Source organism: Microbacterium sp. ANT_H45B, from assembly GCF_008369345.1.
Lineage (GTDB): Bacteria > Actinomycetota > Actinomycetes > Actinomycetales > Microbacteriaceae > Microbacterium.
Map to the genome: position 1 here is coordinate 698,931 of NZ_VOBK01000001.1, position 15,561 is coordinate 714,491.

The following is a 15,561-nucleotide window of genomic DNA, read 5'->3' on the forward strand; positions in this document are numbered from 1 at the left end:
GGTTCCCTCATGCTGCACTTATGTATACACTGAGGGCATGAGCTCCGTCGCCGATCGCATCACCGCGAGCGATCGCGCGTACGCGGCACTGCTGGAGGACATCCAGTCCGGAACGCTTCCTGCCGGCTTCGTGCTGGGCGAGGTGGAGCAGGCCGCCCGCCTCGGCGTCAGCCGCACCCCGATGCGCGAGGCACTGCGCCGCCTCGCCGCCGACGGGCTGGTCGTGCAGCAGTCCCCGCGGGTCACGGTGGTCGCCGATCTGGATGCCGACGACATCCGCGCCCTGTTCGAGATCCGCCGCGCGCTCGAAGAGAGCTCCGCGCGCCTCGCCGCTCAGCGGGGCGACGCCGCCCTGTTCGCCGGACTCGCCGAGGAGTTCGCGCACGTCGATCTCGGCGCCTCGGCGGGCCGCGACGCGTACTACGCCCTGATCTCCCGCTTCGACGCGGCACTCGACGCCGCGGTCGACAACGACTACATCGCCTCGGCGCTGCGCACCGTGCGCACCCACCTCGTACGGGTGCGTCGCATGGCCCGCGACAAGCCCGCCCGTCTCGCCGCCTCCGCCGCCGAGCACCGCACGATCGCCGCCGCCCTCGCCGCACGCGACGGCGACCTCGCCGCCCACGCCACGCACGTGCACCTGCACAACGCGCTCGCCGGCATCCTCGACTCCCTCCCCGATCCCGCGACCGAAGGAAGATCATGACCGTCACGCACCACGTCCGCGTCCACCGCAGCGACGAGAATCTCGCCCGTGAAGACCAGCTGGCCTGGAAGATCGCCGAGGTCGCGGCCGACCCGGTCGAGGTCGAGCAGGACGTCGTCGACATGATCATCAACCGCATCATCGACAACGCCTCGGTCGCCGCGGCATCGCTCACCCGCGGGCCCATCAACGCGGCCCGCGCCCAGGCGTTCAGCCATCCCGTCTCGACCGGAGGCATCGGGGCCACCGTCTTCGGCGCCGCGCTCGACCACCGCACCAGCCCCGAGTGGGCGGCCTGGGCGAACGGCGTCGCCGTGCGAGAGCTCGACTACCACGACACCTTCCTCGCGGCCGAGTACTCGCACCCGGGTGACAACATCCCGCCCATCCTCGCCGTCGCCCAGCATGTGGGCTCGGACGGACGGGCGCTCGTGCGCGGCATCGCGACGGGTTACGAGATCCAGATGGACCTCGTGCGCGCGATCTGCCTGCACACGCACAAGATCGACCACGTCGCCCACCTCGGCCCGTCGGCCGCCGCCGGCATCGGCACCCTGCTCGGCCTCGACGTCGAGACGATCTACCAGGCCGTCGGCCAGGGGCTGCACACCACCACCGCCACTCGGCAGAGCCGCAAGGGCGAGATCTCGACCTGGAAGGCGCACGCCCCGGCCTTCGCCGGAAAGCTCGCGGTCGAGGCCGTCGACCGGGCGATGCGCGGGCAGACGAGCCCCGCTCCCATCTACGAGGGCGAAGACGGCGTGATCGCCTGGATGCTCGACGGCAAGGATGCCGCCTACGAGGTGCCGCTGCCCGCCGCGGGCGAGGCGAAGCGCGCGATCCTCGACTCGTACACGAAGGAGCACTCGGCCGAGTATCAGGCGCAGGCGTGGATCGACCTCGCCCGCAAGCTCGGCACCGAGAACCCGGCGCTGCGCGACCCCGCGAACATCGAGGCGATCGTGTTGCACACCAGCCACCACACGCACTATGTGATCGGCTCGGGGGCGAACGATCCGCAGAAGTACGACCCCACGGCGTCGCGTGAGACGCTCGATCACTCGATCCCGTACATCTTCGCGGTCGCGCTGCAGGACGGCGGCTGGCACCACGTCGACTCGTACACTCCGGAGCGTGCGGGACGCGAGGACACGGTCGCGCTGTGGCACAAGGTCACCACGGCCGAGGATGCCGAGTGGACGCGCCGCTACCACTCGGAGGACCCCGACGTGAAGGCGTTCGGCGGTCGCGTCGAGTTCCGCCTCACCGACGGCACGACCGTCGTCGACGAGATCGCCGTCGCCGACGCGCATCCGCTCGGCGCCCGACCGTTCGCCCGCGACAACTACATCGCGAAGTTCCGCCTGCTGGCCGAGCCCGTGCTCGAGGCCGCCGAGATCGAGCGGTTCCTCGAGCTCGTGCAGCGCCTGCCCGAGCTCACGGCCGCCGAGGTCGGCGAGCTGTCGATCATCGCGAAGCCCGGCCTGCTCGAGGGTGCCGACGCCCCGAAGGGCCTGTTCTGATGTCGCGTTTCGTCTCGTCGCTTCGCTCCTCGCTCAACGAGCGGGGACTCAGCGACCGGGGACCGTGCCACCGGCTCAACGAGCGGGGACTCGGCCACCGGTCGTTGAGCGGTCGCGGGATCGACCCCCGGTCGTTGAGCGGTCGCGGGATCGGCTTCCGGTCGTTGAGCGGTCGAGGGATCGGCTTCCGGTCGTTGAGCGAGCGAAGCGAGACGAAACGCGCACCCCGCCAGAGAGGGAAGAACTGATGCTGTACTCCCACGTCACGCCGACCGAGAAGCGCCGCCTGTTCCGCGAGCGGCTCGCGAGCGGTGAGCTGCTGAGGTTCCCCGGCGCCTTCAACCCGCTGAGCGCCCGCCTGATCGAGCAGAAGGGGTTCGACGGGGTCTACATCTCGGGCGCCGTGCTCTCGGCCGACCTCGGGGTGCCCGACATCGGGCTCACCACGCTGACCGAGGTCGCAGGCCGCGCGAAGCAGATCGCGCGCATGACCGACATCCCCGCGATCGTCGACGCCGACACGGGATTCGGCGAGCCTATGAACGTCGCCCGCACCATTCAGGAACTCGAAGACGCGGGCCTCGCCGGCACACACATCGAAGACCAGATCAATCCGAAGCGCTGCGGCCACCTCGACGGCAAGAGCGTCGTCGACGAGACCACGGCGATCCGTCGCATCCGCGCCGCCGCCGACGCCCGCCGTGACCCGAACTTCCTGATCATGGCGCGCACCGACATCCGCGCGATCGAGGGACTGGAGTCCGCGATCGATCGGGCGAAGGCGCTGGTGGATGCCGGGGCCGACGCCGTGTTCCCCGAGGCGATGCGCACGCTGGCGGAGTTCGAGGCGATGGCGGAGGCGCTCGACGTGCCGATCCTCGCCAACATGACCGAGTTCGGCAAGAGCGACCTCTTCTCGGTCGAGCAGCTGCGGGATGCCGGGGTGAACATGGTCATCTGGCCGGTCTCGCTGCTGCGCATCGCGATGGGCGCCGCGGGCCGTGCGCTGGATACGCTGAACGAGGAGGGGCATCTCACCTCGAAGCTCGGTGAGATGCAGCACCGAGCCGATCTCTACGACCTGATCGATTACGAGTCCTACACGCAGTTCGACTCGGGCGTCGCAGGCTTCACGGTAGACAGAGGGCGTCCCTGACCGCAGCGAAGGGAACCACGCCGGTTGCTGAGCGAGGAGCGCAGCGACGAGACGAAGTACACGAAGGAGTGAGCATGACCGAGTCGGACATCAAGAAGGGCCTCGCCGGGGTCGTCGTCGACACGACGGCGATCTCGAAGGTCAACCCCGAGACGAACAGCCTGCTCTACCGCGGCTATCCGGTGCAGGAGCTGGCGGCGACCCAGCCTTTCGAGGCGGTCGCCTATCTGCTCTGGCACGGCGAGCTGCCGACATTCGAGGAACTCGCGGCCTTCCGGGCGCAGGAGCGCCCGCATCGCGCCCTGACCGACAACGTCAAGGCGGCGATCGACCTGATCCCAATCGAGGCGCACCCGATGGACGAGGTGCGCACGGCCGTGAGCCTGATCGGCGCGTCCGACACGAACGCCGGCGGTTCGGTGCTCGATGCGGGCGGCAGCCCCGAGGAGAACCTCGAGCGCAGCATCCGTCTGTTCGCCGCTCTTCCCGCGATCGTCGCGTACGGCCAGCGACGTCGCCGCGGCGAGGAGCCGATCGAGGCACGCTCCGACCTCGACTACTCGGCGAACTTCCTCTGGATGACGTTCGGTGAGGAGCCCGACCCGGTCGTCGTCGACGCGTTCAACCGCTCGATGATCCTGTACGCCGAGCACTCGTTCAACGCGTCGACCTTCACGGCTCGCGTGATCACGTCGACCCTGAGCGACCTGTACTCGGCCGTGGTCGGAGCGATCGGTGCGCTCAAGGGCCCGCTGCACGGCGGCGCCAACGAGGCCGTGCTGCACATCTTCGACGAGATCGGCGAGGCGTCGAACGTCGTGCCGTGGCTCGACGAGGCGCTCGCCGAGAAGCGAAAGATCATGGGCTTCGGCCACCGCGTCTACAAGAGCGGCGACTCGAGGGTGCCGACCATGAAGGCGGCGTTGGACACCCTCGTCGCGCACTACGACAAGCCCGAGGTCGCGGCGCTGTACGACGCGCTCGAGTCGGAGTTCGTGGCGCGCAAGGGCATCTACCCGAACCTCGACTATCCCTCGGGCCCGGCGTACAACCTGATCGGCTTCGACACCCTCACCTTCACCCCGCTGTTCGTCGCCGCGCGCGTGACCGGGTGGACGGCGCACGTCATCGAGCAGGCCGGCGCGAACGCGCTGATCCGTCCGCTGTCGTTCTACGACGGGGTCGACGAGCGACACGTCGAGAGCTGAGCGCGCCGGTTTCCTGTCCCGCCCGTTGAGCGCCCTTCGTCTCGTCTCTTCGCTCCGGTTGTTGAGCGCCCTTCGTCTCGTCTCTTCGCTCCGGTTGTTGAGCGAGCGGAGCGAGACGAAACGCGCTCAGGATCCGCGAGCGAGACGAAACGCGCTTGACGTGTGCGCGTTTCGTCTCGGTGCTTCGCTCGCTCAACGGGCGGAGGCTGGTGCTTCGGCCTCGGGCGGAGTGTGGTGCGGTGCCGCGTCAGGCCAGTTCGATGACCGACCACGACAGCGGCGGCAGCGTCGCGCGCACCGCGCCGTCGACGACCTCGGCGCCGGCGAGCGGCACCATGTGCACAGCATCCGGCGTGGTCTCGAGGTTCGCGGTGTGGCGGTCGCCGCCCTCGGGGATCGTCAGGGTCTCGGCGTTCACGACCCGCAGGCCGCTCAGGCCGTGCAGGTCGACGGTGAGGTCGCTCTCCTCGTCGAGTGAGCGGTTCGCGACGAACACGACGACGCGTCCGGTCTCCTCGTCCCAGGTCGCGGCCGCATCGATCGCGTCGACGCCGCCGTAGCGCTTCGTCTCGATCTGCGGAGCCGACACCGCGAGACGCAGGATGCGTCCCTTGGCGAGACGCGCCATGCGCTCGAAGGGCCAGAAGCTCGTCTGGCGCCAGGCCGGGCCGTTCTCCTCCGAGCGGATCGGCGCGATCACGTTGACGAGCTGCGCCTGGTTGGCGATCTTCACGCGGTCGCCGTGCCGCAGCAGGCTGTTGAGCAGCGTGCCCACGACGACGGCATCCGTCACGTTGTAGGTGTCTTCGATCAGACGCGGATGCTTCTTCCACCCGGCCTTCGCGATCTCGACCGACTCGACATCGTTGAACTTCACCTGGTCCCACACGTTCCACTCGTCGAACGAGATGTCGACCTGCTTCGTGTGCTTGCCCGCCGCCTTCACGGCGTCGATCGTCGCGATGACACCGTCGATGAAGGCATCCATGTCGACCGACTCCGCGAGGAACGACTCGGCATCGCCGTCGTGCTCCTGGTAGTACGCGTGCATCGAGATGAAGTCGACCTCGTCGTACGCGTGGGTGAGGACGGTGTTCTCCCAGGTGCCGAACGTCGGCATCGACCGGCCGGAGGATCCCACGGCCACCAGCTCGATGCTGGGGTCGACGAGCTTCATCGCCTTGGCGGACTCCTGAGCGAGCCGGCCGTACTCGGTCGCGGTCTTGCCGCCGATCTGCCACGGTCCGTCGAGCTCGTTGCCCAGGCACCACAGCTTGATGTCGAAGGGCTTCTCGGCGCCGTTCCTGCGACGCAGGTCCGACCAGTACGTGCCGCTCGGGTGGTTGGCGTATTCGACGAGCGACCGGGCCTCCTCGACACCCCGGGTGCCGAGGTTGATCGCCTCCATGACCTCGACGTCGGCCTCCTTCGCCCAGTCCATGAACTCGTGCAGACCGAACGCGTTGGTCTCGATCGTGTGCCACGCGCCGTCGATGCGCACGGGGCGATCCTCGACGGGGCCGACGCCGTCTTCCCACCGGTACCCCGAGACGAAGTTGCCTCCGGGGTAGCGGACCACGGTGGGGCCCATCTCCTTCACGAGGGCGAGGACGTCCTGCCGGAAGCCCCGCTCATCGGCCTGCGGGTGTCCCGGCTCGTAGATGCCGGTGTACACGCAGCGCCCCATGTGCTCGACGAACGACCCGAAGAGTCTCCGGGGGACATAGGCGATGGTGAAGTCGCGGTCGATGGTGATGCGGGCCTTGCTCATTGCACTCCTTGATTCTGGCTCTGCGGATTTTCGGCCCGGGGGCCGGGGGAGGGACTACTGACCGCCGAAGCCGCTGGTCGCGACGCCCTTGACGATCTGCTTCTGGAAGATGATGAACACGATGATCAGTGGCAGCGCCGCGAGCACGGCCTGGGCCATGACCTGCGCGTACTGCACGCCGTAGGCGCTGATCACCGTCTGGAGTCCGACCGGCAGCGTCATCAGGGTGGTGTCGTTGATGACGAGGAACGGCCAGAGGAAGTTGTTCCACGCGCCGATGAACACGAAGATCGCGACGGAGGCGAGGATCGGACGGGAGAGCGGCAGCACGATCGACCAGAAGATGCGGAACCGGCTCGCCCCGTCGACGCGCGCAGCGTCCTCGAGCTCGATCGGGATCGCGTCGAAGAAGCGCTTCAGGATGAAGACCATGGCCGGAGCCACCACCTGCGGCAGGATGAGCCCCCAGTAGGTGTCGATCATGTTGAACGCGAGCATCTCGTAGAACAGCGGGATGATGAGCACCTGGGGCGGCACCACGATCGAGGCGATGATCGCGACGAAGAGCCACTTGCGCCCGGTGAAGTCGAGCCTCGAGAACGCGTAGGCGGCCAGCGCCGAGATCGTGAGGGTGATCAGGGTCACCGCGATCGACGTCCACAGGCTGTTGAAGGCCCAGGTGTAGACGTTGCCCTGCGACAGGATCGCGGTGAAGGCCTCGATCGTCGGACCGGAGGCGCCGATCCACGAGGGGTCTCCGCTGGCGGCATCCGTCTCGGTCTTGAAGGCCGTCGCCACCGCCCAGAGGAACGGCAGCAGCCAGCCGACGGCGAGCACGATCAGCACCACGAGAGCGCTGATGCGGAGTGCGCCGAACGGCTTCTCGCCCGGCAGGTGCGGGCGGCGGGGGCGCGCGGGCTTGGCGGTGGTGAGGGTCTCGGTGAGAGTGGCGGTGGACATCACAGCTGCGACTCCTTCCGGCGACGCGAGATCAGGGCCTGCGCGACGCCGATGATGACGATGAGAGCGAAGAACACGTAGGAGATCGCGGCCGAGTAGCCGAATCGGTAGCTGACGAAGCCGGCCTCGTAGATGTACTGGACGATCGAGCGGGTGGTGTCGCTCGCAACGCCGCCGAGCATCTGGTACGCCTGATCGAACAGCTTCAGCGACGCCAGGATCTGCAGGATCAGGATGAGGACGGTCGCCGGGCCCAGCTGGGGGAGTGTGATCGACCAGAACTGCCGCCAGGGACCGGCGCCGTCGAGGGACGCCGCCTCGTACTGCTGCGGCGGGATGTTCTGCATCGCCGCCAGATAGAGCAGGAAGTTGAAGCCGACGGTCCACCAGACGGTGGCGATGACGATCGACAGCATGTTGGTGTCGGGGTTCTGCAGCCAGGCGATCGGCTCGAGACCGAACGCCTGCAGGATGTTGTTGGCCGCACCGATCTGGGGGTTGAAGATCCACACCCAGATCTGCGAGATCACGGTGGAGGCGAGCAGGTACGGCATGAAGAACGACAGGCGCCACAGCCACTGGCCGGGGATGCCGCGATCGACGAGAGCGGCCATCAGCAGCGCGATCACGACGAGCGGCACGGTGGACAGCAGCGTGAACCAGACCGTGTTGCCCATCGAGCGCCACATGACGGGGTCGGCGAGCGCTTCGGCGTAGTTGGCGAATCCGACGAATGCTCCGCCGGCGCCGGTGAGCGACTGGTCGGTGAAGCTGAGGATGATGCCGTGCACGATGGGCCAGGCGAGGAACAGCACGAAAGCGATCAGGAAGGGCGCGAGGAAGGCCCAGCTGATCAGCTGCTCGCGGTTGCGGGATCCGGCACGCCGGGCCGGTGCGCCGGTCTTCGAACCGGTGACGATCGTGCGGGTCGAGTCGGTGGCCGCGGTGGTGGTCGTCATGATGCGAACGTCCCCTCGGGGTCTGCCGGGTTCGGCTGTCGGAGGAGGGTGTTCACACGCGCCTCGAAGCGGTCGACGGCCGTGGCGGGGTCATCGCCCGAGAGCAGCACGCCCTGCACGGCGGCGCCGAACTCGCCCTGGAAGTTCGATCCGGATCCGGTGAACCACGCGGTCGGGTCGTACACCACCTGCTGCGCGGCCTCGGCGTAGTGCGCCTGCGGGATCAGGTCGGCGTACTCGGCGGATTCGGTGACGGGGAGGAATGCGGGGATGTGCCCCGCCTCCGCCCAGCCGAACGAGCCCTTGAGCATGTCGGCCACGAACCGGTAGGTAAGGTCGCGCTTCTCGTCGTCGGCGTTCGCCTGGTGTGGCAGCACGAACGAGTGCGAGTCGGCGTAGACCGCCGGGGTGCCGTAGAGGGTGGGGATCATCGTCGCGTCGAACGGGATCCCCGCGTTCTGCATGGTGCGCAGCTCCCAGACGCCGGTGAACAGCATCCCGCTCTTGCCGGTCGCGAACTCGGCGACCGCGCTGCCGTAGTCGGCCTGCGCGAGGGCGATCTCGCCGTCGAGTAGGGTGCGCATGAGCGAGAGCGATTCGACGGCGGCATCCTTGTCGATCACGGCCTTGCCACCCGCAGGCAGCTCCATCGCGCCGCCGTGCTGCGAGTAGAAGGTGTAGAAGAGGCGCCACATCTGGGCGCCGTCGCCGAGGTAGCCGTACGAGAGCGCATGGCCCTCGGCCTGGCCGCCGATGGCCCGCAGCTGATCGAGGAACTCCTCGGGAGACGTCGTCTGCTGCAGACGCCCGTCGCTGTCGAGGACTCCTGCGGCGTCGCAGACGTCGGTGTTGAACATCGCCACGAACGGATGCGCGTCGAGAGCGATGCTGTACATGTTCTCGCCGACGAAGCCCTTCTCCCAGATCGGCTTCGGGAACGTCGTGCTGTCGACGCCGAGCGAGGCCAGCCGGTCGAGGTCCCACGTGTCGAGCAGGCCTCCGGGAGCCCAGCCGACCGTGCGGGTGGCGTGCATGATGGCGACGTCGGGGGCGCGGCCGCCGGCTCCGGCCATCGCGAGCTTCGTGTAGTAGGGCGTGCCCCAGGCGAGCACGGTGGGCCGGATGCGATATGCGTCCTGTGCGGCGTTGGCGGTGTCGAGCAACTGCGACATCGTCACACCGTCGCCGCCCGAGAGCAGGTGCCAGAACTGCAGTGTCTGGGCGTTCGTGCCCGGCGTGGTGCCGGGGGCGCAGCCGGCGAGCAGAGCCGCGGCGGCCGTGACCGAGGCGGCAGTCAGAAACTGCCGCCGAGACATATCGAGCGGGGGCGTCATCGTCACTCCTTCGTGACAGCGGTGAGGGTCGACCCATCATTACATCGATGTAATCGACGACGCAAGAGAGTTCCGATGCGGACGCGTCCGCGGACCGGAGCGGTCGTCAGGGGCGGTGGCCGCGCGGGGTGCCGCGTGTGCTGTCGCGCTCGAGCAGATGGTGCGACAGGGTGAGCGACCGCGGCGGGGCGGTGCGGTCGTCCATGCGCGACTCCAGCAGGCCGAGCGCGGCATCCGCGAAGGCGCGACGGTCGAAGGCGATGGTCGTCAGCGACGGAGACGTGTAGCGCGAGAACTCGACGTCGTCGAAGCCGGTCACGATCACATCGTCGGGAACGCTCACGCCGTGATCGTGCAGCGCATGCAGGGCGCCGAGGGCGAGCGTATCGGTGAGGGCGATGATCGCGTCGAAGGCGACGCCACGGCGGAACAGCGTCTGCACGCCCTCGGCGCCACCCGTCATCGACCACGGCATCGGATTGATCTCGAGAGCGGTGTCCCGCGTGATGCCGGCCTCGCGCAGGGCGTCGTGCACACCCTCGAGGCGCAGTCGGCTCGTCGCGGTCGCCACCGCGGAGTCGTCGTCGGCGCCGATCACGGCGATGCGGGTGGCCCCGCGGGAGAGCACGTGCCTGGTCGCCTCGGCCGCTGCGCGCCGGCTGTCGATGCGGACGTGATCGGCCCGGTTCTGCTCGACCTCGCCGAGCACGACGAGAGGGGGCAGGCGGTCGGCGTACTTCAGCACGCTGTCCTCGAGGCGGATGGGGTTGAGGATCAGCCCGTCGACCAGGTGCGCGCGCGCTCGGGAGACGAGCTCGCGCTCGCGCTCCGGGTCGGTCGCCGTCTCTTCGATCTGCACGGCGAGGCCGCGCTCATGAGCAGCCTCGACGAGGCGGTGCACGAGCTCGGCCGAGAACGCCGTCGCGAGGTCCGGGAGCGCCACAGCGATGATTCCCGAGCGTCCCTTGCGCAGCCCCCTGGCGTTGAGGTTGGGGACGAAGTCGAGCTGCGCCATGGCCGCATCGACCTTGCGCCGGGTCTCCTCGCTCACCGCGGTCGTGCCGGTGACGACGTTCGAGACGGTCTTGGGCGAGACCCCCGCGAGCGCCGCCACGTCCTTCATCGTCGCGCGGGGCGGCGGCATCGCTGTCATGCGGTCAGCCTAGCGACGGAGGGGGCGGCCCGAGTCGTACATCGATGTACTCCCTGGAGTGCTGGCTACGATGGCGCCATGACGATCGAACGCAACTGGGCCGGCAATCTCACGTACCGGGCGTCACGGATCGAGCATCCGTCGTCGATCGCCGAGCTGCAGGAGGTGTTCGCAGGCGGCGGGGCGATGCGGATGCTCGGCTCTCGCCACTGCTTCAACGACATCGCCGACACCGACGGGGTGCTCGTCGTGCTCGACCGTCTGCCCGAGGTGTTCGAGGTGAACGCCGCCCGTGACGCGGTGCGCGTCTCGGGCGGGCTGCGCTACGGCGACATCGCCCCGCGCCTCGCGGCCGAGGGTCTGGCGCTCGCGAACCTCGCCTCGCTGCCCCACATCTCGGTCGCCGGCGCGGTCGCGACGGGCACGCACGGGTCCGGAGACGCACTCGGCTCGCTCGCGTCGTCCGTGCGTGCGCTCACCGTCGTCACGCCGGCGGGCGAGGTGCGTGCCCTCTCCCGCGGCGACGAGGACTTCGAGGGTGCGGTCGTGAGCCTCGGCGCGCTCGGCGCGGTGGTCGACGTGACGCTCGACGTGGAGCCGACCTACGACGTGGCGCAGCACGTGTTCGAGCATCCGTCCTGGGACGCGATCCTCGCGGACTTCGACGAGGTCACCGGCGTCGGCACGAGCGTCAGCATCTTCTCGACGTGGACCCGCACCGACATCGCCGACCAGATCTGGGTCAAGCAGCGTCATCCCGAGGCACATGAGCTGCTGCGCGACGACCTGTTCGAACGGCTCGGCGCGGAGCCGGCCGCGAGCACGCGGCATCCGATCCTCGGCGTCGATCCCATCGCCTGCACGGACCAACTCGGCGTGCCAGGGCCCTGGTTCGAGCGCCTCGCGCACTTCAAGCTCGAGTTCACCCCGTCCGCCGGCGCGGAGATCCAGAGCGAGTATCTGGTGCCCCGGGCGGATGCCGTGGCCGCGATCCAGGCGGTGCGCACCCTCGCCGGGCAGATCGCCCCGCTGCTGCTCGTGAACGAGATCCGCACCGTCGCCGCGGACGACCTCTGGCTGAGCTCCGCGCACGGCACGGATGCCGTCGGCATCCACTTCACGTGGAAGCCCGACGAGGCGGCCGTCCGTGCCTTCCTCCCCACACTCGAAGCACTGCTCCCGGCGACCGCCCGGCCGCACTGGGGCAAGGTGTTCGCGCTCGACCCCGCCGAGGTGCGCTCGCGGTACACGCGATGGGACGACTTCGCTGCGTTGGCCGCCCGCTTCGACCCCGAGCGTCGCCTCGTGAACCCCTACCTCGAGCGGCTCGGTCTGTAACGAGCACCCGGTGTTCTGGATTTCACCTTGTGTCCTCCAATCTGTTACCGGTAACATCCGAACCGTAGTGATCATCGCGGCCCGCCAGGGCCACCGGGCTCTCGTCGTGCGAGGCCCCGGCATCTCAAGGAGGAGAGTGCATGAACAGCGTCGCGGTCATCCCGCTCAGTCCACACGGTCGCCCTGTCGCGGCCCGTCGTCCGGAGCGAGCCGTCCGGCAGGGGACTCCCCGACAGTCCCGCTGAGTCCGCCGAGATAAGCGTTCCGCCGAACCGCACCTCGCGACCCCGCGACCCCACGACCCCACAAGGGACCGACGACCGCCTCGGTGATCCACCGCGGCGGAAGACTCGGTCGCATCCCCACCTTCGCCTGAGGTCCCCGCCCTCGACGGCCTCCTTCTCTGAGGGAGCGCCGTCATCGGAGCGCGCCCGCGCGCCCTCGAGCGAATCGATACACAAGGAGAACACCCGTGAAGTCCCAGTCCAGATCCGCCGATCGGCAGCGCAGCCGATCCCTCTCGCGCCCTGCGGCGCTGTGGGGGATCGCTGCCCTCCTCGCATCGTCCGTCACCGCAGTGGCCGCACCGGGAGCGGCAGTCGCCGCTCCCACGAACACCATCTCCCACGGCGCCTTCGAGACCGGGGTGACCGTGACCGAGCCGCCAGCGGTTCCCGGCAACCTCCTGCCGGACGGCAGGTTCGTCTCCGACCTGGCCGGGTGGACCAACGTCCGCGGCGGCACGCTCGCCCTCGGCGATGATGCCGCCAGCGGCGCGCACGCCCTCACGGTCACCGGCCGCGAGAACACCCAGTCGGGTCCGTTCGCGAGCGTCGTCGACAAGATCGAGCTGGGTGCCACCTACCGGCTCACCGGCTCGCTCAAATACGACGAGGGCAACCCGACCCAGCAGTTCAACTTCACGTTCTGCCCCACGAACTTCAACGGCTGCGCCGACTACGGCCACACGTTCACGAAGGGTGAGTGGGGCACGTTCTCGCAGGAGTTCACCGCCGAGGCGAAGCACGTCGCGGCGGGATGGCTGTTCGTGGAGACGCCGTGGGGCTCCGGCGCGCTGCAGGACTTCTCGGTCGACGACGTCTCGCTGGTCAAGATCGCCGACGCGCCGGAGGTGCCCGCCTTCACGAGCCTCGAGAAGGTGCAGACCAAGCCCATCGGCGACCACAACCCTCTCGTCGGGCACAAATTCGGTGCGGACCCGCATCACCTCGTGTACAACGGTCGTCTCTACATCTACTCGACAGACGACACCCAGCAGTACGAGCTGAACAGCAAGGACGAGAACGGCCTGCCGACGCAGTCGAACGGCTACGGCGGCATCACCCGCCTCAATGTGATGTCCACGACCGACATGGTCAACTGGGTCGATCACGGCTCGGTGCCGATCGCCCGTGAAGGCGGCGCCGCCCCGTGGTCGCGCAACTCCTGGGCGCCGGCGGCCATCGAGAAGGACGGCAAGGTCTATCTCTACTTCTGCGACAACGGAACCGGCACCGCGGTCGTCGTCGGCGGCTCGCCCCTGGGCCCGTGGACCGATCCGGTGGGCAAGAAGATCATTCCCGACACCGTGTCGCCCGAGTACATCGCCGGAGGCGGGTTCCCCGCAGGCATGTGGCTGTTCGACCCCGAGGTCTTCATCGACGACGACGGACAGGGCTACCTGTACTTCGGCGGCAACTCGCAGATCGGCACCGCGCCGAACGTGCAGGGACCGCAGAATCCGAAGTCGACCCGGGTGGTGAAGCTGAAGGACGACATGGTCACCCTCGACGGCGACCCGGTCGAGATCGACGCCCCCGGCATCTTCGAGGCATCGAGCATCTTCAAGCGCGAGGGCAAGTACTACTACTCCTACTCGTCGAACTTCCAGGTGAACGAAGTGCCCGGGCAGTATCCGTCGCGCGGGGGAATCGCCTACATGATGACCGATGACCCGATGACGCTCGGCTCGTCGGAGTATGCGGGTGTGGCGTTCCAGAACCAGGGCACGTTCTTCGGTGCGGGCAACGGCGGCAACAACCACTCCGACATGTTCACCTACAAGGGCGAGACCTACTTCACCTATCACGCGCAGACGCGCGGGGCGGCGTGGGCGGCGGCCCTCGGCACCCCCGGCGCGACGCAGGGCTACCGCTCGGTGCACATCGACAAGCTCGAGTTCAATGAGGACGGCACCATCAAGCCGATCGTCGGCACGCGCGCAGGAGTGGAGCAGGTCGAGAGCTTCGACCCGTACCGCACCTTCGAGGCGGAGACCCTCGCCTGGCAGCTCGGCATCTCCACGACCACGACGGATGCCGTCTCGGTCGAGTTCCCCGAGCACAACGGGTCGGGGAACATGGTGCTCTCGAGCGTCGATGACGGAGACTTCGCCGGCATCGCGGGTGTCGACTTCGGCGCAGGCGCCCAGAAGGTGTCGGCGACGGTGAAGCCGCTGGTCGCCGGAGGCAGCATCCAGGTGCGCCTGGACGACGTCGACGGTCCCGTCGTGGCGGAGATCCCCGTCGACGGCGCGGTCGGAGAGTGGGCGACGGTCGAGTCCGAGGTCACCGGTGCCACGGGCGAGCACGATGTGTTCTTCGTCTTCGCCGGAGCCGAGGGCACGGATGCCGGGACCGACCTGTTCGAGGTCGACAACTGGGCGTTCGCCCCGGTCGACGACAGCCCCGAGGTGGAGCTGGAGGCTCAGCTCTCGGTCTCGAAGGTCGCAGCGGGTGGTTCTGTCACCGTGACCGCCACCGGCGTGACGACGGACGAGGTCGAGATCGGCATCGAGAGCACCTACCGCAAGCTCGCGACCGCGACCACCGCCGACGGTCGGATCGAGGCGATCGTGGTGATCCCCGCCGATACGACGGCGGGTGCGCACCACATCGTGCTCCGTGACGGTGAGACGGAGCTCGCACGACTGCCGCTCACCGTCGCCCGCGCCGACACCGGCGGCGGGACCGACGGCGGGACCGACGGTGGAACGGATGGCGGGACCGACGGCGGGACCGACGGTGGTACTGACGGTGGGACCGACGGTGGAACGGACGGTGGAACCGATGGCGGGACCGACGGCGGGACCGACGGTGGTACTGACGGTGGGACCGACGGTGGAACGGACGGTGGCACTGACGGTGGGACCGACGGCGGTGGCCCCGGTACTCCGTCGACAGGCGGTGGCACATCGACCGGCGGTGGTCCGTCCACCGGCGTGGGCACCGACAGTGCCCTCGCGAACACCGGAGGGGACGCGGGTGCGTCGCTGACAGCGGCGTCGCTCGGCGCTCTTCTCCTGGCGCTCGGATCCGGGGTCTGGATCCTGCGTCGCAGAAGCCGCTCGGTCGTGAAGGCCGAGTCGGAGTGAGGCGCGGTCGCCGCTTCCCCGCGGCGACCGACCTCGGGAGCCCGCCTCCTCCTGCTGCCCCCAGAGCAGGAAGGGGC

The 15,561-nt window shown here is 68.7% G+C and carries 11 protein-coding genes; 6 read left to right on the top strand and 5 right to left on the bottom strand.

From position 1 onward, the window contains the following. The first annotated feature begins 37 nt into the window (after window positions 1–37). From FQ142_RS03400 to FQ142_RS03415, 4 genes are all read left to right on the top strand, one after another. Window positions 38–709, top strand: a complete 672-nt coding sequence (locus FQ142_RS03400; RefSeq protein WP_149422207.1) for a GntR family transcriptional regulator — start codon at window positions 38–40, stop codon at window positions 707–709. Continuing rightward, a complete protein-coding gene (locus FQ142_RS03405) occupies window positions 706–2,232 on the top strand; it encodes an MmgE/PrpD family protein (protein ID WP_149422208.1) in 1,527 nt (508 codons plus the stop codon). Before FQ142_RS03400 ends, FQ142_RS03405 begins: the two co-directional genes overlap by 4 nt. Window positions 2,233–2,479: 247 nt before the next feature. Beyond that, window positions 2,480–3,388 (top strand): methylisocitrate lyase, encoded by a 909-nt coding sequence (prpB, locus tag FQ142_RS03410; RefSeq protein ID WP_149422209.1) that lies wholly within the window; start codon window positions 2,480–2,482, stop codon window positions 3,386–3,388. A 74-nt stretch (window positions 3,389–3,462) separates the two neighbouring features. Beyond that, window positions 3,463–4,596 (top strand): bifunctional 2-methylcitrate synthase/citrate synthase, encoded by a 1,134-nt coding sequence (locus FQ142_RS03415; protein WP_149422210.1) that lies wholly within the window; start codon window positions 3,463–3,465, stop codon window positions 4,594–4,596. Window positions 4,597–4,843: 247 nt separating this feature from the next. Here the strand turns inward: FQ142_RS03415 and FQ142_RS03420 are convergent, their stop codons facing one another. The 5 genes from FQ142_RS03420 to FQ142_RS03440 form a co-directional block, all read right to left on the bottom strand. After that, entirely contained in the window at window positions 4,844–6,367 is a 1,524-nt protein-coding gene (locus FQ142_RS03420; RefSeq protein WP_149422211.1) for an alpha-N-arabinofuranosidase, read from the bottom strand. A gap of 54 nt (window positions 6,368–6,421) precedes the next feature. Then, complete coding sequence (locus FQ142_RS03425; protein ID WP_149422212.1) at window positions 6,422–7,327, bottom strand: carbohydrate ABC transporter permease; 906 nt, start codon at window positions 7,325–7,327, stop codon at window positions 6,422–6,424. Next, window positions 7,327–8,286 carry a carbohydrate ABC transporter permease gene (locus FQ142_RS03430; RefSeq protein ID WP_149422213.1) on the bottom strand — a complete coding sequence of 320 codons (960 nt, stop codon included), beginning with the start codon at window positions 8,284–8,286 and terminating at the stop codon, window positions 7,327–7,329. Before FQ142_RS03430 ends, FQ142_RS03425 begins: the two co-directional genes overlap by 1 nt. After that, window positions 8,283–9,620 (bottom strand): extracellular solute-binding protein, encoded by a 1,338-nt coding sequence (locus tag FQ142_RS03435; protein WP_149422214.1) that lies wholly within the window; start codon window positions 9,618–9,620, stop codon window positions 8,283–8,285. The genes FQ142_RS03430 and FQ142_RS03435 overlap by 4 nt, the downstream gene beginning before the upstream one ends. A 106-nt stretch (window positions 9,621–9,726) precedes the next feature. Next, on the bottom strand, window positions 9,727–10,773 hold the full coding sequence (locus FQ142_RS03440; protein WP_149422215.1) for a LacI family DNA-binding transcriptional regulator: 1,047 nt from the start codon (window positions 10,771–10,773) through the stop codon (window positions 9,727–9,729). A gap of 78 nt (window positions 10,774–10,851) precedes the next feature. Here FQ142_RS03440 and FQ142_RS03445 point away from each other — a divergent pair, with 78 nt between their 5' ends. Both FQ142_RS03445 and FQ142_RS03450 read left to right on the top strand, forming a co-directional pair. Continuing rightward, window positions 10,852–12,111 (top strand): D-arabinono-1,4-lactone oxidase, encoded by a 1,260-nt coding sequence (locus FQ142_RS03445; protein ID WP_149422216.1) that lies wholly within the window; start codon window positions 10,852–10,854, stop codon window positions 12,109–12,111. A gap of 472 nt (window positions 12,112–12,583) precedes the next feature. Further along, window positions 12,584–15,484 (top strand): family 43 glycosylhydrolase, encoded by a 2,901-nt coding sequence (locus FQ142_RS03450; RefSeq protein ID WP_262492041.1) that lies wholly within the window; start codon window positions 12,584–12,586, stop codon window positions 15,482–15,484. Window positions 15,485–15,561 lie beyond the last annotated feature (77 nt).

Excerpts from the sequence above, each read along its gene's own strand:
- FQ142_RS03445 (WP_149422216.1), top strand. The coding sequence starts at position 10,852 with ATGACGATCGAACGCAACTGGGCCGGCAATCTCACGTACCGGGCGTCA.
- FQ142_RS03435 (WP_149422214.1), bottom strand. The coding sequence starts at position 9,620 with ATGACGCCCCCGCTCGATATGTCTCGGCGGCAGTTTCTGACTGCCGCC.
- FQ142_RS03425 (WP_149422212.1), bottom strand. The coding sequence starts at position 7,327 with ATGTCCACCGCCACTCTCACCGAGACCCTCACCACCGCCAAGCCCGCG.
- FQ142_RS03400 (WP_149422207.1), top strand. The coding sequence starts at position 38 with ATGAGCTCCGTCGCCGATCGCATCACCGCGAGCGATCGCGCGTACGCG.
- FQ142_RS03415 (WP_149422210.1), top strand. The coding sequence starts at position 3,463 with ATGACCGAGTCGGACATCAAGAAGGGCCTCGCCGGGGTCGTCGTCGAC.
- FQ142_RS03420 (WP_149422211.1), bottom strand. The coding sequence starts at position 6,367 with ATGAGCAAGGCCCGCATCACCATCGACCGCGACTTCACCATCGCCTAT.
- FQ142_RS03405 (WP_149422208.1), top strand. The coding sequence starts at position 706 with ATGACCGTCACGCACCACGTCCGCGTCCACCGCAGCGACGAGAATCTC.
- FQ142_RS03440 (WP_149422215.1), bottom strand. The coding sequence starts at position 10,773 with ATGACAGCGATGCCGCCGCCCCGCGCGACGATGAAGGACGTGGCGGCG.
- FQ142_RS03430 (WP_149422213.1), bottom strand. The coding sequence starts at position 8,286 with ATGACGACCACCACCGCGGCCACCGACTCGACCCGCACGATCGTCACC.
- prpB (WP_149422209.1), top strand. The coding sequence starts at position 2,480 with ATGCTGTACTCCCACGTCACGCCGACCGAGAAGCGCCGCCTGTTCCGC.